The organism is Agrobacterium salinitolerans, assembly GCF_027498475.1.
GTDB classification, from domain to species: Bacteria; Pseudomonadota; Alphaproteobacteria; order Rhizobiales; family Rhizobiaceae; genus Agrobacterium; species Agrobacterium salinitolerans.
On the sequence record NZ_JAPZLN010000007.1, the window covers coordinates 1 to 23,085 of the forward strand.

22 protein-coding genes are annotated in these 23,085 nt (G+C 60.0%); 11 read left to right on the plus strand and 11 right to left on the minus strand.

Annotated elements, in window-relative coordinates:
* Nucleotides 1-844 precede the first annotated feature (844 nt).
* Genes cysN through O9X91_RS20870 form a run of 3 tightly spaced genes read right to left on the minus strand, consistent with a single transcriptional unit; the run spans nt 845 to nt 4,107 of the window.
* Entirely contained in the window at nt 845-2,329 is a 1,485-nt protein-coding gene (gene cysN, locus O9X91_RS20860) for a sulfate adenylyltransferase subunit CysN (protein WP_077982774.1), read from the minus strand.
* Nucleotides 2,329-3,282, minus strand: a complete 954-nt coding sequence (gene cysD / locus O9X91_RS20865; protein ID WP_077982773.1) for a sulfate adenylyltransferase subunit CysD — start codon at nt 3,280-3,282, stop codon at nt 2,329-2,331. The genes cysN and cysD overlap by 1 nt, the downstream gene beginning before the upstream one ends.
* A gap of 27 nt (nt 3,283-3,309) precedes the next feature.
* Nucleotides 3,310-4,107 carry a phosphoadenylyl-sulfate reductase gene (locus tag O9X91_RS20870; protein WP_142912376.1) on the minus strand — a complete coding sequence of 266 codons (798 nt, stop codon included), beginning with the start codon at nt 4,105-4,107 and terminating at the stop codon, nt 3,310-3,312.
* Between the two features lie 204 nt (nt 4,108-4,311).
* Between O9X91_RS20870 and O9X91_RS20875 the strand changes: the two genes are divergently transcribed.
* From O9X91_RS20875 to O9X91_RS20895, 5 genes are all read left to right on the plus strand, one after another.
* Entirely contained in the window at nt 4,312-4,752 is a 441-nt protein-coding gene (locus tag O9X91_RS20875; protein ID WP_046798546.1) for an RrF2 family transcriptional regulator, read from the plus strand.
* 245 nt (nt 4,753-4,997) lie between these two features.
* The gene (locus O9X91_RS20880) at nt 4,998-6,023 is read left to right on the plus strand and encodes a sulfate ABC transporter substrate-binding protein (protein ID WP_142912377.1); all 1,026 of its coding nucleotides are present in this window, start codon (nt 4,998-5,000) and stop codon (nt 6,021-6,023) included.
* A gap of 193 nt (nt 6,024-6,216) precedes the next feature.
* Nucleotides 6,217-7,074 carry a sulfate ABC transporter permease subunit CysT gene (gene cysT / locus O9X91_RS20885; RefSeq protein WP_142912378.1) on the plus strand — a complete coding sequence of 286 codons (858 nt, stop codon included), beginning with the start codon at nt 6,217-6,219 and terminating at the stop codon, nt 7,072-7,074.
* Nucleotides 7,067-7,939, plus strand: coding sequence for a sulfate ABC transporter permease subunit CysW (gene cysW / locus O9X91_RS20890; protein WP_137409912.1), 873 nt, complete (start codon nt 7,067-7,069; stop codon nt 7,937-7,939). Before cysT ends, cysW begins: the two co-directional genes overlap by 8 nt.
* A gap of 11 nt (nt 7,940-7,950) precedes the next feature.
* Nucleotides 7,951-8,991 carry a sulfate/molybdate ABC transporter ATP-binding protein gene (locus O9X91_RS20895; RefSeq protein WP_142912379.1) on the plus strand — a complete coding sequence of 347 codons (1,041 nt, stop codon included), beginning with the start codon at nt 7,951-7,953 and terminating at the stop codon, nt 8,989-8,991.
* 380 nt (nt 8,992-9,371) lie between these two features.
* Here O9X91_RS20895 and O9X91_RS20900 read toward each other — a convergent pair whose 3' ends face one another.
* The 3 genes from O9X91_RS20900 to O9X91_RS20910 all read right to left on the minus strand — a co-directional run bounded on the left by O9X91_RS20900 (nt 9,372) and on the right by O9X91_RS20910 (nt 12,696).
* The gene (locus O9X91_RS20900) at nt 9,372-10,385 is read right to left on the minus strand and encodes an NAD(P)H-quinone oxidoreductase (protein ID WP_162520403.1); all 1,014 of its coding nucleotides are present in this window, start codon (nt 10,383-10,385) and stop codon (nt 9,372-9,374) included.
* A gap of 88 nt (nt 10,386-10,473) precedes the next feature.
* A complete protein-coding gene (locus O9X91_RS20905; protein ID WP_142912380.1) occupies nt 10,474-12,276 on the minus strand; it encodes a GGDEF domain-containing protein in 1,803 nt (600 codons plus the stop codon).
* A 183-nt stretch (nt 12,277-12,459) separates the two neighbouring features.
* Complete coding sequence (locus O9X91_RS20910) at nt 12,460-12,696, minus strand: ribbon-helix-helix domain-containing protein (RefSeq protein ID WP_077982768.1); 237 nt, start codon at nt 12,694-12,696, stop codon at nt 12,460-12,462.
* 363 nt (nt 12,697-13,059) lie between these two features.
* On the opposite strand from O9X91_RS20910, the gene betI reads away from it, so the two are divergent.
* The 3 genes from betI to betA all read left to right on the plus strand — a co-directional run bounded on the left by betI (nt 13,060) and on the right by betA (nt 17,042).
* Entirely contained in the window at nt 13,060-13,680 is a 621-nt protein-coding gene (gene betI / locus O9X91_RS20915) for a transcriptional regulator BetI (protein ID WP_077983026.1), read from the plus strand.
* Nucleotides 13,681-13,691: 11 nt separating this feature from the next.
* Complete coding sequence (betB, locus tag O9X91_RS20920) at nt 13,692-15,173, plus strand: betaine-aldehyde dehydrogenase (RefSeq protein WP_142912381.1); 1,482 nt, start codon at nt 13,692-13,694, stop codon at nt 15,171-15,173.
* Between the two features lie 219 nt (nt 15,174-15,392).
* On the plus strand, nt 15,393-17,042 hold the full coding sequence (betA, locus tag O9X91_RS20925) for a choline dehydrogenase (RefSeq protein WP_142912382.1): 1,650 nt from the start codon (nt 15,393-15,395) through the stop codon (nt 17,040-17,042).
* A 3-nt stretch (nt 17,043-17,045) separates the two neighbouring features.
* Here betA and O9X91_RS20930 read toward each other — a convergent pair whose 3' ends face one another.
* Nucleotides 17,046-17,345: a type II toxin-antitoxin system RelE/ParE family toxin gene (locus tag O9X91_RS20930; RefSeq protein ID WP_142912383.1), complete on the minus strand. Its 300-nt coding sequence runs from the start codon at nt 17,343-17,345 to the stop codon at nt 17,046-17,048.
* Nucleotides 17,342-17,614, minus strand: a complete 273-nt coding sequence (locus O9X91_RS20935) for a YlcI/YnfO family protein (protein WP_142912384.1) — start codon at nt 17,612-17,614, stop codon at nt 17,342-17,344. Before O9X91_RS20935 ends, O9X91_RS20930 begins: the two co-directional genes overlap by 4 nt.
* A 140-nt stretch (nt 17,615-17,754) precedes the next feature.
* Between O9X91_RS20935 and O9X91_RS20940 the strand changes: the two genes are divergently transcribed.
* Complete coding sequence (locus tag O9X91_RS20940; RefSeq protein WP_269833733.1) at nt 17,755-19,098, plus strand: chloride channel protein; 1,344 nt, start codon at nt 17,755-17,757, stop codon at nt 19,096-19,098.
* Between the two features lie 4 nt (nt 19,099-19,102).
* On the opposite strand, the gene O9X91_RS20945 is transcribed toward O9X91_RS20940, so the two are convergent.
* Nucleotides 19,103-19,855: a DUF3750 domain-containing protein gene (locus O9X91_RS20945; RefSeq protein ID WP_162520405.1), complete on the minus strand. Its 753-nt coding sequence runs from the start codon at nt 19,853-19,855 to the stop codon at nt 19,103-19,105.
* 73 nt (nt 19,856-19,928) lie between these two features.
* On the opposite strand from O9X91_RS20945, the gene O9X91_RS20950 reads away from it, so the two are divergent.
* The gene (locus tag O9X91_RS20950; protein ID WP_269833734.1) at nt 19,929-20,927 is read left to right on the plus strand and encodes an asparaginase; all 999 of its coding nucleotides are present in this window, start codon (nt 19,929-19,931) and stop codon (nt 20,925-20,927) included.
* A 134-nt stretch (nt 20,928-21,061) separates the two neighbouring features.
* On the plus strand, nt 21,062-21,682 hold the full coding sequence (locus O9X91_RS20955; RefSeq protein WP_077982763.1) for a glutathione S-transferase family protein: 621 nt from the start codon (nt 21,062-21,064) through the stop codon (nt 21,680-21,682).
* A gap of 140 nt (nt 21,683-21,822) precedes the next feature.
* Here O9X91_RS20955 and O9X91_RS20960 read toward each other — a convergent pair whose 3' ends face one another.
* On the minus strand, nt 21,823-22,482 hold the full coding sequence (locus tag O9X91_RS20960) for a glutathione S-transferase family protein (protein ID WP_269833735.1): 660 nt from the start codon (nt 22,480-22,482) through the stop codon (nt 21,823-21,825).
* A gap of 82 nt (nt 22,483-22,564) precedes the next feature.
* Nucleotides 22,565-23,080: a MarR family winged helix-turn-helix transcriptional regulator gene (locus O9X91_RS20965; protein ID WP_077982761.1), complete on the minus strand. Its 516-nt coding sequence runs from the start codon at nt 23,078-23,080 to the stop codon at nt 22,565-22,567.
* Between the last annotated feature and the right edge of the window lie 5 nt (nt 23,081-23,085).

Consider the following 23,085-nt stretch of genomic DNA (forward strand, 5'->3'; position numbering starts at 1 on the left):
CACGGCATCAACACCTCCCGCAAAGCGAAAAGTGTTACCCATGTCTCCGGTACAAAACGTCACCTATCTCTCAAGTCGGACAGCCCAATAGCTACAGCGGCTTGCAACTCATCCCGAAACTTCCAAGATCGAAATCTCGCACAGAAACCGGGCTGTCAAAAGCCGCGCCGGTTGGACTGCATTCGCCGCTTACTTCTCGAAATCCGGGCGCAGGTGCGAATAAGCGCCTTCAAAAAATAGGGATGGACCGCTTCGGCGGGCTTTTGGTGTCGCCACACGGCATACCAGCAAAAGAGGCCCGTCGCTCCGCCAAGCGCCAGGCCTCAATGTCGCGGCCTGTTTCAGGGGACGCGCGACAGGAACCGTCTTAGAAGTCTCAATTCTTCTTCACAATCCAAGAAGTTATCCCTCACCGTCATGGGCCCTGAGTTTCAGGGGCCTCGTCGCGATCAACTTATCGCGATCAAAAAAGAGGCCCGCTGCTTTTTCAAACAACGAGCCTCTGTTGGGCCGCTTGGCGGAGCGACCGCATGCAAATTCGCCTTTCGTGCATGAACGTCGAATGAACAAACAGCTTTTTCTGCCGCCGAGAAACAACCCGTAAAAATCAGGAGAGCGGCATGGATCGGAAAGCCGCCTCAGTCGTTATTCAACCATACAACAATGGAGGATAACATGCTGAAGGGTATTGCATTGTGGGCTATGGGCGTTCCGATCTTCGTGATCATTCTGCTTTATATGTTCGTGTTTTAAGCCAATCCGCAGTCTCTGACGCGGAAAAGGCCCTGAAACGAAAAAGGCGACCGCTTTGACGGTCGCCTTTTGTTTGTTTGAGGGGGGCGTGTCAGCCCAGATCGCCGATCAGCCGCGCGGCCGTTGCGCCGTCGGTGCGGCGGATGTCGATCTCGTCGCGGTGCTTGGCGAGGAGCTCGCTGGCCAGCAGTTTTTCCGCAAGATCGGCGGGCAGTGAGAGAATGACCCGGTCGCCCTGTTCTTCCGACGCACCGACACTGCGTTTGCCGGCGATCATGCCGCCCGCGACCGTGTTGTTGGTGTCGGGATCGATCAGGATGAAGGAACCGGTCGCGCGGTTCTGTTCATAGGGATCGAAGATCGCCGTCTCATCGAAGGAAAGCCGCACCTTGCCGATGGCGTTCATCGGCAGTGCGGTTTCATGCGCCTGCCATTCGCCTTCCTTCAGGTTCAGCTGGCTGACGGGCTGCACGCTGACGCGCTGGCGGCGGCTGCCGCTTTTGAGCCAGTAGCGCTTGCCCGCTTCGATGCCGCCGGGCTGCAAGGCCACGATCTGCGCGTCGAAGGCAAGGCCCGTCTGTGGCTGCGCCTCAATGGAAACGATCATGTCGCCGCGCGAGACGTCCACCTGACGGTCGAGGACGAGCGTGACCGCATCGCCCGCCACGGCGGCATTGCGCACCAGATCGAAGGTAACGATCTGCTTGACGTTGGCGACCATGCCGGAAGGCAGGACGACGACGCTGTCGCCCGGCTTCACCGAACCGCCGGCAACCGTACCCTGATAGCCACGGAAACTTTCACCCGGCCGCGAGACGCGCTGCACCGGAAGGCGGAAGCCGCCGGACTGCGCGGAGCGAACGGTGGCCAATTCCAGCGTTTCCACCAGCGTCGGGCCTTCATACCAGGGCATGGCGGCCTTGCCGGAGAGAACGACGTTTTCACCCTTCAGCGCCGACATCGGAATGGCGGTGATCTGCTTGATACCGAGGTTGGAGGCGAAATCGCGGAACTCGTGGGCGATCAGTTCGAAACCGGCTTTGTCGTAATTCGTCAGGTCGATCTTGTTGACGGCCAGCACGAATTGCCGGATGCCCATCAGCGCCGCGATGGTGGCGTGGCGGCGGGTCTGTTCCAGAATTCCGGTGCGGGCATCGACGAGCAGCACGGCAAGATCGGCGGTGGAAGCGCCGGTCGCCATGTTGCGGGTATATTGCTCATGGCCGGGCGTGTCGGCGACGATGAAGGCGCGCCGGTCGGTTGCGAAATAACGATAGGCGACATCGATGGTGATGCCCTGTTCGCGCTCGGCCTGCAAACCGTCGAGCAGCAGCGCGAAATCGGGCAGGCCGAGATCGTTCTGCTTGCCGCTGTCGCGGTGCAGCGTGGCGGCCTGGTCTTCCTTGACGGCCTTGGTGTCCCAGAGAAGACGACCGATCAGGGTCGATTTGCCATCATCGACGCTGCCGCAGGTGATGAGACGAAGCGGACGCGTGTCGCGGGCCGCCTTCGAATGTTCGGCAAACGGCAGAATGGTGGCGGAAGAGGAGGGGGTGTTGGCGGCGGCGGTGCTCATCAGAAATACCCCTCGCGCTTCTTCTTCTCCATGGAACCGGACTGGTCGCGGTCAATCGCACGGCCCTGTCGTTCGGAAACGGTGGCGATTTCGAGTTCCGCGATCACCTCCTGAAGCGTCGCGGCTTCGGAACGGATCGCACCGGTGAGCGGGAAGCAGCCGAGCGTGCGGAAGCGGATCGAGCCATGCTTGATCTCTTCGCCAGGCAGCAGTTCCAGACGCTCGTCTTCGGCAAGGATCATCATGCCGTCGCGTTCAACATAGGGACGCTCGGCGGCGTAATAGAGCGGCACCAGCGGAATGTTTTCCGCCTCGATGTAACGCCAGATATCCACTTCGGTCCAGTTGGAGAGCGGGAAGGCGCGCACGCTTTCGCCCTTGCGGACCATGCCGTTATAGATGTTCCACAGTTCCGGGCGCTGGTTGCGCGGGTCCCATTTATGGTCAGGCGTGCGGAAGGAATAGATGCGCTCCTTGGCGCGGCTCGCTTCCTCGTCACGGCGTGCGCCGCCAAAGGCTGCGTCGAACTGGCCGGCGTCGAGAGCCTGACGCAGCGCCTCGGTCTTCATGATGTCGGTGTAAAGCGCCGAACCATGGGTGAAGGGCGTCACGTTTTCACTCGCACCGCGCGGGTTGGTATAGGAGATCAGGTCAAGATCATATTCCTTGACGATCTTGTCGCGGAATTCGATCATTTCCTTGAACTTCCAGCCCGTATTGACGTGCAACAGCGGGAAGGGCACGCGGCCGGGGAAGAAAGCCTTGCGCGCGAGATGCAGCAGCACGGAACTATCCTTGCCGATGGAATAGAGCATCACGGGATTATCGAATTCGGCGGCGACTTCGCGGAAAATATGAATAGCTTCGTTTTCAAGCGCCTTCAGATGGGGATCGAGCGGCGGCTTGGATGCGACAGTATTCTTGCTGTCCGTCTCGTGGACTGCGTTGGACATTGTGAACTCCGGAAATGGTCTGAATGATTATCGTTGCGGGATGGCGGAAACGGCGGGTGTCTGCTCCGCACCGGCGACATGAAGACCGCATTCGCGCTTCTCGTCGTTTTCCCACCACCATCGTCCGGCGCGCTCAGGCTCGCCGGGCTTGATGGCGCGCGTACAGGGCTCGCAGCCGATGGAGGGGTAACCGCGCTGATGCAACGGATTGACGGGAATGTTCTCCTGGGCGACATGCGCCCGGATGAGGTCGATATCCCAGTCAGCCAGCGGATTGATCTTGATGAGATTGCGATCCGCGTCGAATTCGGCAAATGGCGTCGTGGCGCGATTGCCCGACTGTCCGCGACGGAGGCCGGTGATCCAGAAGGCGGCGCCTTCGAGCGCCTTGCCAAGCGGGATCAGCTTTCTGACATGACAGCAGGCGTGACGGGCTTCGACGCTTTCGTAAAAACCGTTCAGGCCGTATTTTTTGGCATAGGCGTCGATATCGTCCTGCTCCGGTCGGAACCGGCGGATTTCGATGCCGAAACGCTCTTCGGTTTCGTCGATGAGATCGACAGTTTCCTTGAACAGCCGGCCGGTTTCGAGCGTCACGACGTCGATCGGCAGGCGGTGCGTGCCGATGGCGGCCGTAATGACCTGATCCTCGATGCCGAGGCTGGTGGTGAACACCGCCCGCCCACCAAGGCCGGCGATAAACGAAAGCCGACCCGAAAGATCGAGCCCGGCAAGCGTGGCGTCGAGAGAAGCGGCATCGGCGGAGGCATTTGCTGAATTGATCGTCGCTGAATTGATCGTCATTGTCACGTCCGGGATTTCCATGGCCGATTATTGTTGAAATCCGGCTATGCGAACAGAAATGACAGTCTTTGTGCGCTGCACTTCAGAGCAAAAATGCCTCACGCGCACGATCTATGAGCAAAAGATGCCCGTTCACCTTCTTTGCAGCTTGGATTTGAATTGTGACAACTTCTGCGCTAAGCGGGAATTGCCGGGTATCCGGGCTTGTGGTCTACTGGTTTTACGATGATTTCGCAGAAGGCAAAATACGCGCTGAGGGCGCTCCTTTCGCTGGCCAAGGCCGACGGCGCCTGTCCTGTGCAGATTTCCGACATTGCCCGCGAACAGGCCATTCCGAAAAAGTTTCTGGAACAGATCCTGCTCGAAATGAAGAAGGAACGCCTGGTCGAAAGCCGGCGCGGCAAGCAGGGTGGTTATCTTCTGGCGCGCCCGGCATCGGACATCACCTTCGGCGAAGTGCTGCGCCTCATCGACGGGCCGCTCGCGCCCTTGCCCTGCCTGTCACAGACCGCCTATCGCCGCTGCGAGGATTGCGATGGCGAAAAGCAGTGCGAAATCCGCCACGTCTTCGCCCGCGTGGCCGACGCCACCCGCAACATTCTTTTCAACACCACCATCGCCGATGCCGTGGCGGGTGTTGAAGTGCCCGAGCTTCTGACAGCCTGACGAAAAAATTGTCTAAAACCTCATAATATTTTCCGCCATAGCGGCAAAAAATCATCAAAAATGTGAAACGCTTTTGCATTCAGCAAAGTTTTACACGACGCTTGTTGCGCCTTTCGCTTACGCTGCGCTGTTTTTGTTGCCCGGAAAAACGCTCTCGGGAAACAGTTTTTCGATCGTATTCGGCCTCATTGACCAACTCTACCCAACCGGTAGAGTTAAGCCGTCGCAATCAGGAGGGAATACCGATGTCCAAGCTTCTGTCCGGTTTGAGCGTTGTGGCGCTTGGCCTTTCACTGGCGCTTGGCGGCGCTGGCTCGGCCGCTGCGCAGACCAAGCTGCTCAACGTGTCCTACGACCCGACCCGTGAACTCTACAAGGATTTCAACGAAGCCTTCGCCAAGAAGTGGAAGGCCGACACCGGCGAGGATATCACCATCCAGCAGTCGCATGGCGGCTCCGGCAAGCAGGCCCGTTCGGTTATCGACGGTCTGGAAGCCGACGTGGTGACGCTGGCGCTGCAGAGCGATATCGACGCCATCGTTCAGAACTCCGGCAAGATCAACAAGGACTGGCGCACCCGCCTGCCGCATAATTCCTCGCCTTACACCTCCACCATCGTCTTCCTCGTTCGCAAGGGTAACCCCAAGGGCATCCATAATTGGGGCGATCTGGTGAAGGGCGATGTGCAGATCGTGACGCCGAACCCAAAGACCTCTGGCGGCGCGCGCTGGAACTACCTGGCGGCCTGGGCCTGGGCGAACGAAGAGTTCAAGGGCGACAAGGACAAGATCGAGGCCTATGTCGGCGAGCTTTACAAGCGCGCCCCGGTTCTTGATACCGGTGCCCGTGGCTCCACGGTGACCTTCGCACAGCGCCAGATCGGCGACGTGCTGCTCGCCTGGGAAAACGAAGCCTATCTCGCCGGTCAGGAATTCGGCGCTGACGCTTTCGATATCGTCGTGCCGCCGATCTCGATCCTTGCGGAACCGCCGGTCGCCGTGGTTGACGCCAATGTCGATGCCAAGGGCACCCGGAAGGTGGCAGAAGCCTATCTGCAATATCTCTATTCCGACGAGGGCCAGAATATTGCGGCGAAACACTTCTACCGCCCGTCCAATCCCGCTGCGGTTTCCAAGGATCTGCTCAAGCAGCTGCCCGAGATCAAGCTCGTCACCATTGACGACCCGCAGTTTGGCGGTTGGGCGAAGGCGCAGCCTGAACATTTCGGTGACGGCGGCATCTTCGACCAGATTTACAAGCCCGCCAAGTAAGCGGATGATGGGGTGAAACGTCGTCATCCGTCCGCGGGGACAAGGCGATGAAAGCCTGATCGACCGGACCTCGTGCCGGTCGATACTTTGTAATGGACGCCGGGAATACCGGGTCCCATAGGGCATTTTCAGGACAACCGACCCCGGTTTCTGTCCTGAAAATAAAATAGAACAAAGTTTATCCGGAGCCTTGATGAGCAATAATACATCCGGAAACAGGTGGAAATGGCGGCAGTCGAGCGTCATACCGGGCTTCGGCCTGACGTTTGGTTACACCGTGACCTATCTGTTTCTCATCATTCTTATTCCGCTGGGCGGTCTCATATGGTCCACGGCGAAACTCGGTTTTTCAGATTTCATTGCAATCGCCACGGATAGCCGCACGCTGAATGCGCTGCGTGTCAGTTTCGGCACGGCATTTCTTGCCGCGCTGGTCAACGCCGTCTTCGGCGTCATCGTCGCCTGGGTGCTGACGCGATATCGCTTCCCCGGCCGCCGCTTTGTGGACGCCATCGTCGATCTGCCCTTTGCCCTGCCGACGGCGGTGGCGGGCATCGCGCTCACCACGCTATATGCTAACAGAGGTTGGGTCGGCTCGCTGTTCGAACCCTTCGGCATCAAGATCGCGTTTACGCCGACCGGTATCGTCATTGCGCTGATCTTCATCGGCCTGCCCTTCGTGGTCCGCACCGTGCAGCCTGTCATGGAGGAGATCGACCGGCAGGTGGAAGAGGTGGCGGCAACGCTTGGCGCCAATCGTTTTCAGACTATCAGCCGCGTTCTTTTGCCAAGCCTCACGCCCGCCATCCTCACGGGTTTCGCGCTCGCCTTTGCGCGCGGCGTTGGGGAATACGGCTCGGTCATCTTCATCGCCGGCAATATTCCCTACGTCTCGGAAATCGCGCCGCTCCTCATCGTCATCCGGCTGGAGGAGTTCAATTATGCGGCCGCGACGGGCATCGCCACCATCATGCTGATCATCTCCTTCGCCATGCTGTTCCTCATCAATCTCATTCAGGCCTGGAGCCGAAGGAGGTACGGTTATGTCTGAGACCGTTTCCCGCACATCCCCCCGGCCGTTCCGCGATCCCGCCAGCGAGAGCCTTCCCGCCCGGCTGGCGTTGATTGCGATAGCGTTCCTGTTCCTTGCGGCCTTTCTCGTGCTGCCGCTGGTCTCGGTCTTCTTCGAAGCCTTCCGCAAGGGCGCAGACGCCTTCTGGGAGGCGATTGTCGAACCCGACGCACTCTCCGCCATCCGCTTGACGCTGCTCGTCGCGGCCATTTCCGTGCCGGTGAACCTGATCTTCGGGGTGATGGCCGCCTGGGCGATCGCGAAATTCGAGTTCAAGGGCAAGGCGTTCCTGATCACGCTGATCGACTTGCCGTTCTCGATCTCGCCGGTCATCTCAGGTCTGGTCTATGTCATCCTGTTCTCGTCCCATAGCGTGCTCGGGCCATGGCTGAAGAGCTACGGCATAGAAATCCTCTTCGCCGTGCCCGGCATCGTGCTCGCCACCATCTTCGTCACCTTTCCCTTCGTCGCGCGCGAACTTATCCCGTTGATGCAGGATCAGGGCAATGGTGACGAGGAGGCGGCGATTTCGCTCGGCGCCTCCGGCTGGCAGACCTTCTGGTACGTCACGCTGCCCAATATCAAATGGGGTCTGCTCTACGGCGTTCTGCTCTGCAACGCCCGCGCCATGGGGGAGTTCGGCGCCGTCTCTGTGGTGTCAGGTCATATTCGCGGCGAGACCAACACCATGCCGCTGCATGTCGAGATACTCTATAATGAGTACAATATCGGCGCGGCCTTTGCTGTGGCGACGCTGCTCGCCGGTCTGGCGCTGGTGACGCTCGTTCTCAAAACCATTCTCGAACTACGCTTTGGCGCGGGCAACGCAGCCGGCAAGCATTGAAAGGCATCTTCATGGAAGTGAAAGTCTCCGGCATCACCAAGCAGTTCGACCGCTTTCCGGCGCTGAACGACGTGTCGCTCGACATTCGTTCCGGCGAGCTGATCGCGCTGCTCGGTCCTTCCGGTTCCGGCAAGACGACGCTTTTGCGTCTGATCGCCGGTCTCGATCAGCCGACGACCGGCCAGATTTTCTTCGGCGACGAGGATGCCTCGCACCGCACGGTGCAGGAGCGCAATGTCGGTTTCGTGTTCCAGCATTACGCCCTGTTCCGCCACATGACGGTGGCCGACAATATCGCCTTCGGTCTCAAGGTACGCCCCTCCGCCACGCGTCCGCCGAATGCGGAAATCCGCAGGCGCGTCTCCGAACTTCTCGACATGGTGCATCTCTCCGGCCTTGAGAAGCGTTACCCCTCGCAGCTTTCCGGCGGTCAGCGTCAGCGCGTGGCGCTCGCCCGCGCCGTCGCCATCGAGCCGAAGGTCTTGCTTCTCGACGAGCCCTTCGGCGCGCTGGACGCCAAAGTGCGCAAGGAGCTGCGCCGCTGGCTGCGCGAGTTCCACGACCGTACCGGCCACACCACTGTCTTCGTCACCCACGATCAGGAAGAGGCGCTGGAACTGGCTGACCGCGTCGTCGTCATGAGCCAGGGCAAGATCGAGCAGGTCGGCACGGCGGATGATGTCTATGACACGCCCAACTCCCCCTTCGTCTTCTCCTTCATCGGCGAATCCTCCAACCTGCCGGTGGCGATCCGCGACGGCCACGTGCTGTTTCAGGGCGAAAGCATCGGCATCGACGAGAACGGCACAGGCGAGGGCGAGCTTTTCTTCCGTCCGGAAGATGTGGTGTTGACTGAGGAGAAGGACGCGCTTTACGGCAAGGTCACCACCTGTCGCCGCCTCGCGGGCGCCCGCATCGCCGAAATCGACATCGCCAATAACGGCCACGAGCCCTATCACCTCGAAATCGAAGTGCCGCTTAACGCCGCCGTGGCCGTGGGCGCGCAACTGCGCTTCCGCCCGACGCGGTGGAAGGTGTTCGGGAAGAAATAAGGGAGACGTGACCGCAGTTGGCAGTTGATGATTTCAACTGCGGTGAACTGCGATGTGATTAAGGAGATTTTCTCGTCGCGAGAGAACCGCACCGGCACTCGAGGCGCAGATCTCCCCAATACTCAAAGCAATACGCAGAAACGGAAAAGGGCCGCCGAAGCGACCCTTCCATGAGTTTGGTCCTGTTTACAGACCCGGGACTGTTTCTCAACGTTCCGAAGGCAAAGAAGTTTACGCCGAGGGCTGCCCCGTCGCAAAACCACCCTTTCCATTGCCTGCACCAGAGACCGAAATCTCACTAGACATTGGATCACCTCCTTCCGATACGTTGAACATAATTAGAAGGTAGTACGATTCGTCAGTAATGCAAGGGGCACTCGTCACGACACCTTCATCACGATCTTGCCGATATGGCTGCTGCTTTCCATCAGCCGGTGCGCTTCCGTGACCTCGTCCAGCGTGAACACCCGGTTGATCACAGGCGCGACCTTGCCGCTTTCGATGAGCGGCCAGACCTGCTCGACAAGCTCATCGCGGATGGCGCGCTTCTCGTCGGCGGTGCGGGGCCGCATGGTCGAGCCGGTGACGGTCAGGCGTTTGACCATGATCGGCCGCAGGTCGACTTTTTCGGCCGTCGCACCACCCAGAAAGGCGATGATGGAGAGGCAACCGTCCTTAGCGAGTGCGGCAAGGTTCCTTTCGAAATAAGATGCACCGATCATGTCGAGAACCACATCGACGCCCTTGCCGCCGGTTTCGGATTTCACGACCTCGGCGAAATCTTCCTCGCGGTAATTGATCGCGCGCTTAGCGCCGAGCTTCACGCAGGCCTCGCATTTTTCCGCTGAGCCCGCCGTGGCGTAGACTTCCGCGCCAAAAGCCCTGGCGAGCTGGATGGCCGTCGTGCCGATGCCGCTGGTGCCGCCGTGGATGAGCACGGTCTCACCCTCCGTCAGGCCCGCCATCTGGAAGAGATTGGCCCAGACGGTGAAGAAGGTTTCCGGTAGCGCGGCCGCTTTGACGGCATCGTAGCCCTTGGGGAAGGGCAGGGCCTGCCCGGCGGGAACGGCGCAAAATTCGGCGTAACCGCCGCCATTGGCGAGCGCGCAGACCTTGTCGCCTGGCTTGAATTCGGTGACGCCTTCACCCAGCGCAACCACCTCGCCGGCGATTTCCAGCCCGAGAATCGGGCTTGCACCTTTTGGCGGCGGATAGATGCCCTGTCTTTGCGCGACGTCGGGACGGTTGACCCCAGCCGCCTCGACCTTCACCAATATCTCCCCCTTGGCGGGTTTCGGTAAAGGCGCTTTTGAAGACTGCATCACTTCCGGGCCGCCATGGGACGGCAGGTCGATGAAGCGCATTGTTTCGGGCAGGGTCTTGGTGTCGGACATGGGCAGGGGCAACTCCTCACTTGTCGGCCTCACCCGAAGATGTAGGTCAGATGTGTGCTCGAGGGAAGGAGGCCGTTGGTCGCGAGTGTCAATTTGTCTCGCCGAATACCCTGACGACGAGACCGCCTTCGTTTTCCTTGGCGGCCGCCTTCACACCGGCAATCTCGCTGCCGATTCGTTCGGGATTGGCGATGATCGACCCTTTCGGCAAAGTGAGGACACCGATGGAACAGCGCAGCAGCGCAAAGTCCCGTTCATCGCCGTTGCGGTCCTGCCCCTTCATGCATCCGGCAGCACGGTCTTCGTCGGAATAGAGCCCGGCGACATCGTCGTGGAAATCGCTGAGCAGCCGCTCGAGGATTTCCGTCAATTCCTCCACAGACCAGTCACGCACGCCGATGAAAAAATCGTCGCCGCCAATATGACCAAGGAAGCAGTCGCCAGCGAAGAAGTAACGCCGCATCAGCGCTGAAAACAGGGTGATGGCGTGGTCACCGGCGTTGAAACCGTATTTGTCGTTGAAGGGTTTGAAATTATCGAAGTCGCAATAGCAGAAGAAGCGCGTCTCGTCGCCGTCGCTGCAGCGGTCGGTAATGAAGCCGCCAATCGCGCGGTTGCCGGGCAGCGCCGTCAGCGGGTTCTGGTCCTGCGCCATCTTCAGCTGTTTTTCATTGATGACCTTGATGAGCGAAGCGGCGGAAACGATGCCGGCATAACGCATGTTTTCTGTGAGGATGATGCAGGCGCTGCCGCCCATGCTGGCGAACATGTTCATCAACTGGTCCGCGTCGGCATCGAGGCCGACGATCGGTGCGGGGTCGACGAAATGGGAAATGGTGCGCTCATAAATCTTGTTCTTGAGCAGATCGCGGCCAAAGGGCCGGTAGATATATTCCTTGAGGTGATATTCGTTGATGACGCCGCGCGGTTCGCCATTGGCGTTGAGAACCGGGAAGAATGCCTGCTGCGGGTTTCTGCGGAACAGTTCGAACACGCTGTCGACGCTGTCATGTTCGAACACGGTGGGAAGGCGTTCTATTTCCCGGCGGATCAGAATCTCGTCCAGCGTCTGGCTGTTGCGCCGCGCCACGCCCATGCGGTTGAGGTGCGGAAAACTTTCGGGCAATTCGCTGGTGAAGACCGTCGGTCTGGCGATCAGCCAGCCCTGCACCAGATCGACGCCGAATTCGCGGCAGGTCAAAAACTCCGCCTCGGTTTCGATACCTTCCGCAATGACCCTGACGCCGAGAATATGAGCGATATTGACGATGTTGCGCACAAGGTGCTGCTTGCGCGGCAATTGGTCGACGCCCGTGATGAAATGCCGGTCGATCTTCAGGTAATCCAGCGGGAAGTCGCAGAGCAGCTTCATCTCTCCATGGCCGGCGCCGAAATCGTCGATCGCCAGCTTGAAGCCTTCCTTGCGCATGCGGGCGATCAGCGCCGTGAATTCCGGCACGCTGGTATTGTCGAAACGTTCGGAAAGCTCGAAGCAGATCGAGGAGGCCGGTATGCCCGCCCGCGCCAGATAGCCGACGAGCTTGTCCAAAATGGCGTCGCCATGCGGGATCAGCCGCACATCGAGATTGAGAAACAGGGTGGCGGAGGAGAAGTCGGGCAGCGTGGAGAATTTCGCGAGCGCGCGGCTTGCCAGCATCTGCTCGAAGGCCTTCAACTCGCCATCTGCGGCAGCCTGGTCGAGAAGCGCCAGCGGACTGGAAAAACCGAGCCGGTCATGGCCGCGCATCAGCGATTCATAACCGAAGATCGTGCCTGTCGTCGCCTCGACAATCGGCTGAAACGCCGTTTCAAGCACCAGTTTCGCCATGGGAAACATATGCCCGGAGGCAAAACGCCTTATGACATCGTTCTCCAGCGTGACGGCCTGCATTTCTATTTCTCCGCTGTTGCCGGTCCCTTTGGTGGCGCGCCGTATGGAATGCGCCATCGGGAACCCGTCTCTTTTGCGGCGAACAATCGCAGATTACAGGTCAACAAAAGCTTTCACGACTGTGAAGCTTTGATGAACGTTTTGTTACAACCCTTTCAATATGGAAGGTTGTTACGCCGGGCCTTATGCCCGGCGGATATGCCCGGTGTGTGCGGCATAAAGTTCCGCAACATTCATGCGTTCCCGGTCCGCTTCGACAGGTTCGGTCGACGTTGCGCCGACGCCATGTTCGGCGGAGGCAGCCCATAGTCTCAGCGCTGCCCTGACGACCTCGCTGCCGGATGCGTAAGCGCCGCAATTCACGGCCTCGCGCATTCTTGCTGCCTGTTCCGGGGAAATCGACACTGTCACCATTGGCATGATATCACTCCCTTCTTTAAACACTGCGAACGGTCTTTCGATGTATGGGATCGGGTGCCGTCGTGGTCTATGGCGGGCGTTTTTATCGTCTTTCGTCTGGCGCCGCTTCCAGCGAAATTTATATCGTCATCAATATTAGCACGAAACGCGTTCCATTCCCAATTCGCAGTAAATCACGGTTTAGTTTTTCCCGCGTGAGCCGGGCGGCGGCGTGGCTCGCCATGCTGGGCGGATAAGCGGCAACCTAAAGCTCCCCGGCGGCAGAAAATATGATCTATCGCAAATCAGCGACAAAAAATGGCGCGTTTTTTATTGATTGATTGATCAATCAAGAATATTTTGCCCGCCATCAAGGAGACGCTTATGCCCAAGATCGGAATGGAGCCTTTGCGCCGCAAGGCGCTGGTGGATGCGGCACTGCGCACCATAGGTCACCATGGTTCGCTGAATGTGACAATGTCCGACATCGCCCGGGAAGCGGGCGTGTCGGCGGCCCTTGCGCATCATTATTTCGGCAGCAAGCAGCAGCTGCTTCTGGAAACCATTCGCAGCCTGCTGCGCGATCTGAGGCGTGATGCCGTGGCGGCATTGATCCGCGCCTCCGGTCCGCGCGAAAAGCTGAGCGCCATCGTGCATGTTTCCTTCCAGAGCGACCAGTTCACGCCGGAAACGGTGGCGGCGTGGCTTGCCTTTTATGTCGAGGCGCAGCGCTCGGAAGAAACCCGCCGCCTGCTGGTCCTTTATTCCCGCCGCCTGCGCTCCAACCTCATGGCGAGCCTCAACCGGCTCTGCCCGCCCGATGATGCCGCGCGCATTGCGGAAGGGGCGGCGGCACTGATCGACGGGCTTTATATCAGGCACAGCCTGCGTTCCGCGCCGCTCGGCCTCGCTTCCGCGCCGGCGCTCGTCGAGGACTATTTCGACACGCAGCTCAAATCTTTTCCCGATGGACAGCGCGCCAAGCCGTCCGTCCGTATTCTCTAGGAGACTTCGACATGACCATCGCCACGCCGCTCAGGGCGCAGCCGAAAGCCTCGCATTTCATCGACGGGGACTATGTCGAGGACAAGACCGGTACGCCGTTCGAAAGCATCTTCCCTGCGACGGGCGAGGTGATTGCAAGGCTGCATGCGGCAACACCCGCCATCGTCGAGCGCGCCATCGCTTCGGCCAAGCGCGCCCAGAAGGAATGGGCGGCGATGAGCCCCATGGCCCGCGGTCGCATCCTCAAGCGCGCCGCCGATATCATGCGCGAACGCAACGATGCGCTTTCCACGCTGGAAACGCTGGATACCGGCAAACCCATTCAGGAAACCATCGTCGCCGACCCGACCTCGGGTGCGGATGCCTTCGAATTTTTCGGCGGCATCGCGCCTTCGGCTCTGAATGGCGATTACATCCCCCTCGGTGGCGATTTCGCCTATACCAAGCGCGTGCCGCTCGGCGTCTGCGTTGGCATTGGCGCGTGGAACTATCCGCAGCAGATCGCCTGCTGGAAGGCCGCGCCTGCGCTGGTCGCCGGCAACGCCATGGTCTTCAAGCCCTCGGAAAACACCCCGCTTGGCGCCTTGAAGATCGCCGAAATCCTCATCGAAGCCGGTCTGCCAAAGGGCCTGTTCAACGTCATTCAGGGGGATCGTGATACCGGGCCGCTGCTCGTCAACCACCCGGATGTCGCCAAGGTTTCGCTCACCGGCTCAGTCCCGACCGGCCGCAAGGTGGCTGCCGCCGCCGCCGGGCATCTGAAACATGTGACGATGGAACTCGGCGGCAAGTCGCCGATGATCGTTTTCGACGATGCCGATATCGAAAGCGCTGTCGGCGGGGCCATGCTCGGCAATTTCTATTCCTCCGGCCAGGTCTGCTCCAATGGCACGCGTGTCTTCGTGCAGAAAAAGGCGAAGGAACGTTTCCTCGAAAACCTGAAAAAGCGCACTGAGGCGATGATCCTCGGCGATCCCCTCGATTACGCCACTCATCTCGGCCCGCTGGTCTCCAAGGCCCAGCAGGAGAAAGTGCTTTCCTATATCGAGAAGGGCAAGGCGGAAGGCGCGACCCTCATCACCGGCGGCGGCATTCCCAACAATGTCGCGGGCGAGGGCGCCTATGTTCAGCCGACCGTGTTTGCCGATGTGACCGACGACATGACCATTGCCCGTGAAGAAATCTTCGGCCCAGTCATGTGCGTGCTGGATTTTGACGACGAAGAAGAGGTTCTCGCCCGCGCCAACGCCACCGAGTTCGGCCTCGCCGGCGGCGTCTTCACCGCTGATCTCGCCCGCGCTCACCGTGTGGTGGATCAGCTGGAGGCGGGGACGCTGTGGATCAACACGTACAATCTCTGCCCGGTGGAAATTCCCTTCGGCGGCTCGAAACAATCCGGCTTCGGACGCGAGAATTCGGCGGCGGCGCTGGAGCATTATAGCGAGTTGAAGACGGTTTATGTGAGCACGGGGAAGGTGGACGCGCCTTATTGATGGGGCGGTGCGTGGGGCTTCACCCCCCTCTGCCCTGCCGGGCATCTCCCCCTCAAGGGGGAAAATCGGCAAGCGGCGCCACCACCACTTCATTCGCTAACGTTGAGATGGGCGCGACCTCGCCGCAGATCGATCTCCCCCCTTGAGGGGGAGATGTCCGGCAGGACAGAGGGGGGGTGAAGCCACAGGCGCAGATGTTCATTCTGGAGATGTTTCGAAATGCAAGCAGATTACGTCATCGTCGGCTCCGGTTCCGCAGGCTCCGCCATCGCCTATCGCCTGTCGGAAGATGGCCGCTATTCCGTCATCGTCGTCGAGGCCGGCGGTTCCGATTTCGGCCCCTTCATCCAGATGCCGGCGGCTCTCGCCTGGCCGATGAGCATGAAGCGCTACAATTGGGGTTATCTCTCCGAACCAGAGCCCAATCTCAATAATCGCCGCATCACCGCCCCGCGCGGAAAAGTCATCGGCGGCTCGTCCTCCATCAACGGCCTTGTTTACGTGCGCGGCCATGCGGAGGATTTCAATCGCTGGGAAGAGCTTGGCGCGCATGGCTGGGCCTATGCGGATGTGCTGCCTTATTTCAAGCGCATGGAGCACAGCCACGGCGGTGAGGAGGGCTGGCGCGGCACGGAAGGGCCGCTGCATGTACAGCGCGGGCCGGTCAACAATCCGCTGTTTCACGCCTTCATTCAGGCCGGCGCGCAGGCCGGTTTCGAACTGACCGACGATTATAACGGCTCCAAGCAGGAGGGTTTCGGCCTGATGGAGCAGACCATCCATAATGGCCGCCGCTGGTCCGCCGCCAACGCCTATCTGAAACCGGCGCTGAAGCGCGGCAATGTCACGTTGGTCAACGGTTTCGCCCGCAAGATCGTCATCGAGAACGGTCGTGCCGTGGGTGTCGAGATCGAGCGAAGGGGCGTGGTGGAAACCATCAAGGCCGGTCGTGAAGTCATCGTGTCCGCATCCTCCTTCAATTCGCCGAAACTGCTGATGTTGTCGGGCATCGGCCCTGCCGCGCATCTGAAAGACATGGGCATCGAGGTGAAGGCGGATCGTCCCGGTGTCGGCGCCAATCTTCAGGATCATATGGAGTTTTATTTCCAGCAGGTCTCCACCAAGCCGGTCTCGCTTTATTCATGGTTGCCATGGTTCTGGCAGGGCGTAGCCGGTGCGCAATGGTTGTTGTCGAAAGGCGGGCTCGGCGCCTCCAACCAGTTCGAGGCCTGCGCCTTCCTGCGCTCCGCACCCGGCCTGAAACAGCCTGATATCCAATATCATTTTCTGCCCGTCGCGATTTCGTATGACGGCAAGGCGGCAGCGAAAAGCCATGGTTTCCAGGCGCATGTGGGTTACAACCTGTCGAAATCGCGCGGCAATGTCACGCTTCGCTCCGCCGATCCGACGGATGATCCGGTCATTCGTTTCAACTATATGAGCCATCCCGAAGACTGGGAGAAATTCCGCCATTGCGTGCGCCTGACGCGGGAAATCTTTGGCCAGAAAGCATTCGACGAATTCCGTGGCCCGGAAATCCAGCCGGGTGAGAATATCGAGACCGACGAGCAGATCGATGCCTTTCTGCGCGAGCATCTGGAAAGCGCCTATCACCCCTGCGGCACCTGCCGGATGGGCGACAAAAACGATCCGATGGCGGTGGTCGATCCCGAGTGCCGCGTGATCGGCGTCGAAGGACTGCGCGTTGCCGACAGCTCGATCTTCCCGCACGTGACCTACGGCAACCTCAACGGCCCCTCGATCATGACGGGCGAAAAAGCCGCTGATCATATTCTCGGCAAAACCCCGCTGCCCCGCTCCAATCAGGAGCCGTGGGCGAACCCGCGTGCGGCCGTCAGCGACCGGTGAGAATCAATGATAATCATCCTCGCGCTGGTGGCGAACGGCGGCTATTGTGACGGTTTCCGGGCTGTCGATGCGAAACAGCACGATATAGCCTGATGAGCCGAAAGGTATGAGGAGTTCGCGTATCAGGCTGTTGTCAGGGGATGCCTTGCGGCAGCTGAACGGGAAGTCGGTCAAAATCTCGAGGCCCGCCCTGACAGCGCGGATCGCCTTGTCCGCGACATCGATATCGTAAACAATCAGAAAATCATAAATGCGATCAAAGTCATCTAACGCTTCCTGGGTATAGCGAAGCGAATATGTCATTTGCGCTTTGCAGCCTTTGCCGCATCGAGCTTCCGTTCCATCATCGAGAGGACATCGTCGGTCGTATAGTACACGCCTGTTCGTTCAGCCTCTTCTAGCGAAGCCAAGCCCCGCGCAATGAACTCCGCCTGCGATTTACGGATTTCTACCTGCCGTCGTACGGAATCTTCAACGAAAGAGGAGAGCGTCTCGCCATCCTTCAGCACGCTTTCCGCTGCTTCGCGAAAATCGGCCGTCACCCGCAGCGAGGGAAGTGTCGCCGTTTTCATGTTGCATCTCCTTGCGTTGCAATTGCGATGCGCAACTTGACCCGGCTGGATGGAATTGTCAAATGCAAAACTTGCAATCACCGTCCGGGAGGCCGATAACGAACACCCGCCTTGAACACCAATTACCGATCCGGATTGCCATGCCCGCCGATTACAAAAAGCTGAAGATGCTCCGCCGTTCCCGTGTCGTCTGGGGCTCATGGCGGGTGTGGAGGCCGAGGGCGGTTTTCTGGATAGGTGCGATTGCGGTTGGCCTTATCAGCGTCGCTTTTGCCTGGGCGGCGGATCGGGCCCAGCACCTTTTCTTCGCGGCAACCTCATCGGGGGAATGGGCGTTTCTGCTGCCGCTCATCATCACGCCGCTCGGCTTCACGCTCTGCGCCTGGCTCGCGATCACGGTTTTTCCCAATGCCGGCGGTAGCGGCATTCCGCAGGCCATCGCTGCGCGGCACCTGCGGGAAGATGCGGACCGTTCGCGGCTTCTGTCGCTGAAGCTCGCTTTCGGCAAGGTGGTGCTGACGGTCGCCGGTCTGCTCTCCGGCGCGTCCATAGGCCGTGAAGGCCCGACCGTTCAGGTTGGCGCTTCGATCATGCTGCAGGCAGCCCGCTGGGGCGGCATGGCGCAGGCGAAGGGCCTCATTCTCGCCGGTTCGGCGGCAGGCATTGCGGCGGCCTTCAACACGCCGCTTGCGGGCATCGTCTTCGCCATCGAGGAAATGAGCAAGACCTATGAATCCCGCGCCAATGGTCTGGTTCTCACTGCCGTCATCCTGTCGGGCCTTGCCTCGCTGGCTCTGGTCGGCAGCTATACCTATTTCGGCACCAGCTCGGTCATGGCGAAAACGACGATGGACTGGCTGCTGGTGCTCGTCTGCGGTGTCGGCGGTGGTGCATTTGGCGCTCTTTTCAGCTCTGGCGCCCTGCGCCTATCTGCGCGCATCCGCCGTTTCGCCCAGACCATGCCGTTAAAGCGGATGCTGGCAGTGGCGGCGGCCTGCGGCCTTGCCTCCGCGGCAATCGGAATAGTGTCTGGAGGCGCCACCTTCGGAACCGGTTACGAACAGGCGCGTGCCGCAATCGAGGGCGAGGCCGCGCCTACCTTCTTCTTCATCGAAAAACTGGCGGCGACGTTCCTTGCCATGATCTCGGGCATTCCCGGCGGCATTTTCGCGCCGTCCTTGTCCGTGGGCGCGGGTTTCGGCAGCACCATGGCCACCTTGCTTGGCACCAGCATCGGCCTTGGCGCCATCGTCGGCATGGCGGGTTATTTTGCGGGCGTGGTGCAGGCGCCGATGACGGCCTTTGTCATTATCCTTGAAATGACTGGCAATCATGAAGGCGTCATGCCCATCATGGCCGCATCGATGCTGGGATATCTGACATCGCGGCTTTTCTCCCGCGAGCCGCTTTATCATGGCCTGTCGCGGGTCTTCATCGCCCAGAGCATCCGCGCCCGACGCGCCGCTCAGGCCAGCGAAACGTAACCGTTTACGCGCGGATGCCCGCCACGCCGAAATAACCGAGCCCCGGTATCTTTACGCCGGGCCGGCTGAAATCGATGCCGGCGACAAGGCCGAGAAAATTCACCTCGAGACCGCTGCGGGCACCCGCCGAAACGCCGAACAGGCCGCCAAGCGAAACGCTTACATCCTTCCAGTCGTCGGCGATGTGGTAAAACGCGCCGTCCGGCAGATAATCGCGACCGACCGCATCCGGCGGCAGCACGACGCCGAGTTCCGGCACGCTGCGCAGCACATGGGCGACGAAGGTGTTGGAGTTGGGGCCGGGATAGATGCGATAGCCGCCCGGCTTGCCGTAGGGATAGTCGGCAATCGCCTTTTCGATCTTCGGGATCAGCTTTTCCGCTTCCGCGCCGTGAATGGCCACCACCTGACGCGGCATGTTGGAATACCAGTAGGCATCCGCCGCATAACCGTTGTGGCGGATCGGCGTGCCCCAGCCCACCTTGTCATAACGGTCATAATTTGTGGCGTCCGGCTTTTTCAGCACGACCCAGGCATGGCTGGCGACCGAGCCCTTGAAACCGCCGGTCATGGCGGAAAAGACGTAGACGGCGGCTTCTCTGTTGCTGGACGCGGCCGGCAGCATGCCGGAGGACGACCATCTCGCGGCATTCCAGCCGCGCGGATGGTCCTTCATGGCCCACAGGCCGGCCGATGCCAGCGCGGGAAGCAGATAGATAACGGCAATCGCCAGCAGCAGACGTTTTGCAAATTTCACTGATAGCCCCGTGCATCGAAAAATCAATTGCGGTATCAACCACATGAAATCAGAATTTTTTGAGGCCGCAAAAATGAACAATTCCGTTACCGTCGAAGTCACCAGGGGTAATCTGGTCGAAAGCCGCCATCATGGTCTTGCCGTGGTGGTGGATGGCGATGGCGGCGTGCTGTTTTCGGCTGGCGATATTGAGCGCGGCATCTTTCCGCGTTCCGCCTGCAAGGCCATGCAGGCGCTGCCGCTGGTGGAAAGCGGTGCTGCGGATGCCTATCAGTTCGGCAGCCGCGAACTCGCACTTGCCTGTTCCTCCCATTCCGGCGAGGACGCGCATGTGGAACTCGCCGCTTCGATGCTGGCGAAGGCGGGCAGGGACGTGGATACGCTGGAATGCGGCGCGCATTGGTCTTCCGACCAGAAAACCATCATCCATCAGGCCCGCACGCTGGAAAAGCCGACGGCGCTTCACAATAATTGCTCCGGCAAACATTCCGGTTTCATCTGCGCCTGTTGCCACGCTGGCACTGACCCAGAGGGTTATGTCGGTTACGATCATCCGCTGCAGCAGGAAATCCGCGCCACGATGGCAAGCCTGACGGGTGCTACTCTCGGCCATGACAATTGCGGCGTGGACGGCTGCTCCATCCCCACCTATGCCGTGCCGCTCAAGGGGCTGGCCCATGGTTTCGCGAAAATGGCGACGGGCAGGGGGCTGGAACCGGGCCGTGCGAAAGCCTCGCGTCGTCTCATCGAGGCCTGCATGGCTGAACCCTTTTACGTGGCGGGCACTGGCCGCGCCTGCACGAAGCTGATGCAGATCGCGCCGGGAAAAATCTTCGCAAAGACCGGCGCGGAGGGCGTCTTCATCGCCGCTCTGCCGGCAAAGGGCATCGCCATGGCGGTGAAATGCGAAGACGGCACGACGCGTGCGGCAGAAGCCATGGTTTCGGCATTGCTCGCCCGCCATTTCGATGAAGGCAGCGCCGAACAACAGGCACTGAGCGGCATGGCGAACCGGCAGATGCGCAACTGGAACGGCATCCATGTCGGCGATGTCAGGGTCGTCGGTCTCTAAATAACCTTTGACGCGGCCGTTTGCCGGCACGATGATGGTGCGCCCTGCGTGTGACGGCCATCCCTTGGTCGCCGCGGGTCGGCGTCCGTACGAGGAAGAAACGGGCGCTTCATTGCTTTGGAGGTCGCATACCCATGTTCACACTGTTTTTTTCTCCCGGTTCCTGTTCCCGCGCCAGCCATATCGTGCTTGAGGAATCCGGCCTGCCTTACAAGGCCCACCGCGTCAATTTTGCGGAAGGCGAGCAACGCTCCGAGGCATTTTTAAAGATCAATCCCAAGGGCCGCGTGCCGGCGCTGGCAACGGCAAGCGGCGTGCTGACGGAGACGCCCGCCATCCTCGCCTTCATCGCCCAGATGGCGCCTGAGAAGAAACTCGCCCCGCTCGACGATCCCTTCGAATTCGCGTTGATGCAGTCCTTCAACTCCTTCATTTCTTCGACGGTGCATGTCGCCCATGCCCACGGCCGGCGGGGCAGCCGCTGGGCGAATGAGGAAAGTTCGCTGGCCGATATGAAGGCGAAAGTGCCGCAGACCATGGGCGAGTGCTTCGAACTGATCGAACATGGCATGCTGCACGGCCCATGGGTTCTGGGCACCGCTTATTCGGTTGCCGATCCCTATCTTTTCGTCATGTCCGGCTGGCTGGAAAGCGACGGCGTGGATATTGCCCGCTTCCCGAAGGTGCACGACCATTTCCGCCGCATGAACGACCGGCCGGCGGTGCAGCGGGCGCTTGCGGGCGAGAGGGGTTAATAGTTACTGTCGTCATCCTCGGGCTTGTCCCGAGGATCTGCAACGTATTGATTTTATTTGACGTGGTTGGATCCTCGGGACAAGCCAGAGGATGACGTTGAGTACGGAGGGACGTCTCCAGTCCGCGCCCAAAGCTCGTGTCAAGCCGCCTCGGCGGCCCGGCTGTCCCACATGGTCTTGAACGCCGTGCGGGCCTGGCAACGATCCAGCCAGGCTTTCAGCGCCGGATGGGCATCGAACAGCGGTTTGTGGCCCTGCGCGTAACGAACGATTTCCGCCGCGTTGAGATCGGCCACGGTGAAACGGTCTCCCACCAGATGATCATGGGTGGCGAGATGCTGCTCCAGCACCCGGAAGGGGCGCTTCAGCAGGCGGGCGGCGACGTCGATAACAGCCTTACCAGTATCGCTTTCCGACAGGCCCTCGGCGATGGCGGAGGAAATCTTCAGCGAATTGGTCTCGATTTCGGTGGCGGCGAAGAAGGACCATTGCAGCATCGCCGCATCTTCCTTCAGATCGACCGGCGCAAGCGGTCCGCCATATTTGCGGGCAAGGTAGAGATTGATGGCCATGGATTCGTAAAGCACCATGCCGTCATCCTCAATGCAGGGAATGGTACCCATCGGGTTGACGGCGAGAAATGTGGGAGACAGCGTGTTGAGCGGCGCATCCGCAGCCAGCGGATCGGCAAGGCGGCGGGCCTGTATGACGGGCACATGCTTGAATTCTATGCCCAGTTCACCCGCAAGCCACAGCGTGCGCGTGGCGCGGGAACGGTAGACACCGTAAATCGTCAACATCGAAATTACCCCTTGACCAGTTCGATGCGCCGCACGTTACGGTTTCGTCGCTTTAAAGTGAAGTTGCAGATCCTTGGGCCAACTATGATTTTTTCTGATCCGCGAATAAGTCCGTATCCGGTGACAGGCGATATTCGAAACGGTCGATAAAGCGTTCGAACAGGCGGGCGAATGTCTCCACATCCTCTGCCGGCCAGCCATCCATCACGTCCTCGATGACGCTCATCTTGGTCCGGCGCATTTCCTGCAAAAGGCTGGTGCCGAGCGGCGTAATCTCGACAATGCTGCGGCGGCCGTCTTCCTGGGAAACGCTGCGTTTCAGCAGGCCGCGTCCCACCATATCCGCCACCACCCGGCTACCGCGTGAGGGATCGATGCGCATGCCCTCGGCAATCGCACCCACGGTAACATCGCCTTCGGTGCGGCGCAGAATGTCGAGAACGTCTATATGGGAGAGTTCAAGACCCGGAGCGAGCTTGGCAAGCGCCATGCGGCCGATGATGCGGCGGCCGATCATGATGCGCATGCGCGTCATCGTATTGCCGATCCGCTTGATGTCCTCGGGCAGATCCTCGTTCCAGTTTTCCTCGCTCGCCACGCTTT

Excerpts from the sequence above, each read along its gene's own strand:
- cysN (WP_077982774.1), bottom strand. The coding sequence starts at position 2,329 with ATGAGCACCGCCGCCGCCAACACCCCCTCCTCTTCCGCCACCATTCTG.
- cysD (WP_077982773.1), bottom strand. The coding sequence starts at position 3,282 with ATGTCCAACGCAGTCCACGAGACGGACAGCAAGAATACTGTCGCATCC.
- O9X91_RS20870 (WP_142912376.1), bottom strand. The coding sequence starts at position 4,107 with ATGGAAATCCCGGACGTGACAATGACGATCAATTCAGCGACGATCAAT.
- O9X91_RS20875 (WP_046798546.1), top strand. The coding sequence starts at position 4,312 with ATGATTTCGCAGAAGGCAAAATACGCGCTGAGGGCGCTCCTTTCGCTG.
- O9X91_RS20880 (WP_142912377.1), top strand. The coding sequence starts at position 4,998 with ATGTCCAAGCTTCTGTCCGGTTTGAGCGTTGTGGCGCTTGGCCTTTCA.
- cysT (WP_142912378.1), top strand. The coding sequence starts at position 6,217 with ATGAGCAATAATACATCCGGAAACAGGTGGAAATGGCGGCAGTCGAGC.
- cysW (WP_137409912.1), top strand. The coding sequence starts at position 7,067 with ATGTCTGAGACCGTTTCCCGCACATCCCCCCGGCCGTTCCGCGATCCC.
- O9X91_RS20895 (WP_142912379.1), top strand. The coding sequence starts at position 7,951 with ATGGAAGTGAAAGTCTCCGGCATCACCAAGCAGTTCGACCGCTTTCCG.
- O9X91_RS20900 (WP_162520403.1), bottom strand. The coding sequence starts at position 10,385 with ATGTCCGACACCAAGACCCTGCCCGAAACAATGCGCTTCATCGACCTG.
- O9X91_RS20905 (WP_142912380.1), bottom strand. The coding sequence starts at position 12,276 with ATGCAGGCCGTCACGCTGGAGAACGATGTCATAAGGCGTTTTGCCTCC.
- O9X91_RS20910 (WP_077982768.1), bottom strand. The coding sequence starts at position 12,696 with ATGCCAATGGTGACAGTGTCGATTTCCCCGGAACAGGCAGCAAGAATG.
- betI (WP_077983026.1), top strand. The coding sequence starts at position 13,060 with ATGCCCAAGATCGGAATGGAGCCTTTGCGCCGCAAGGCGCTGGTGGAT.
- betB (WP_142912381.1), top strand. The coding sequence starts at position 13,692 with ATGACCATCGCCACGCCGCTCAGGGCGCAGCCGAAAGCCTCGCATTTC.
- betA (WP_142912382.1), top strand. The coding sequence starts at position 15,393 with ATGCAAGCAGATTACGTCATCGTCGGCTCCGGTTCCGCAGGCTCCGCC.
- O9X91_RS20930 (WP_142912383.1), bottom strand. The coding sequence starts at position 17,345 with ATGACATATTCGCTTCGCTATACCCAGGAAGCGTTAGATGACTTTGAT.
- O9X91_RS20935 (WP_142912384.1), bottom strand. The coding sequence starts at position 17,614 with ATGAAAACGGCGACACTTCCCTCGCTGCGGGTGACGGCCGATTTTCGC.
- O9X91_RS20940 (WP_269833733.1), top strand. The coding sequence starts at position 17,755 with ATGCCCGCCGATTACAAAAAGCTGAAGATGCTCCGCCGTTCCCGTGTC.
- O9X91_RS20950 (WP_269833734.1), top strand. The coding sequence starts at position 19,929 with ATGAACAATTCCGTTACCGTCGAAGTCACCAGGGGTAATCTGGTCGAA.
- O9X91_RS20955 (WP_077982763.1), top strand. The coding sequence starts at position 21,062 with ATGTTCACACTGTTTTTTTCTCCCGGTTCCTGTTCCCGCGCCAGCCAT.
- O9X91_RS20960 (WP_269833735.1), bottom strand. The coding sequence starts at position 22,482 with ATGTTGACGATTTACGGTGTCTACCGTTCCCGCGCCACGCGCACGCTG.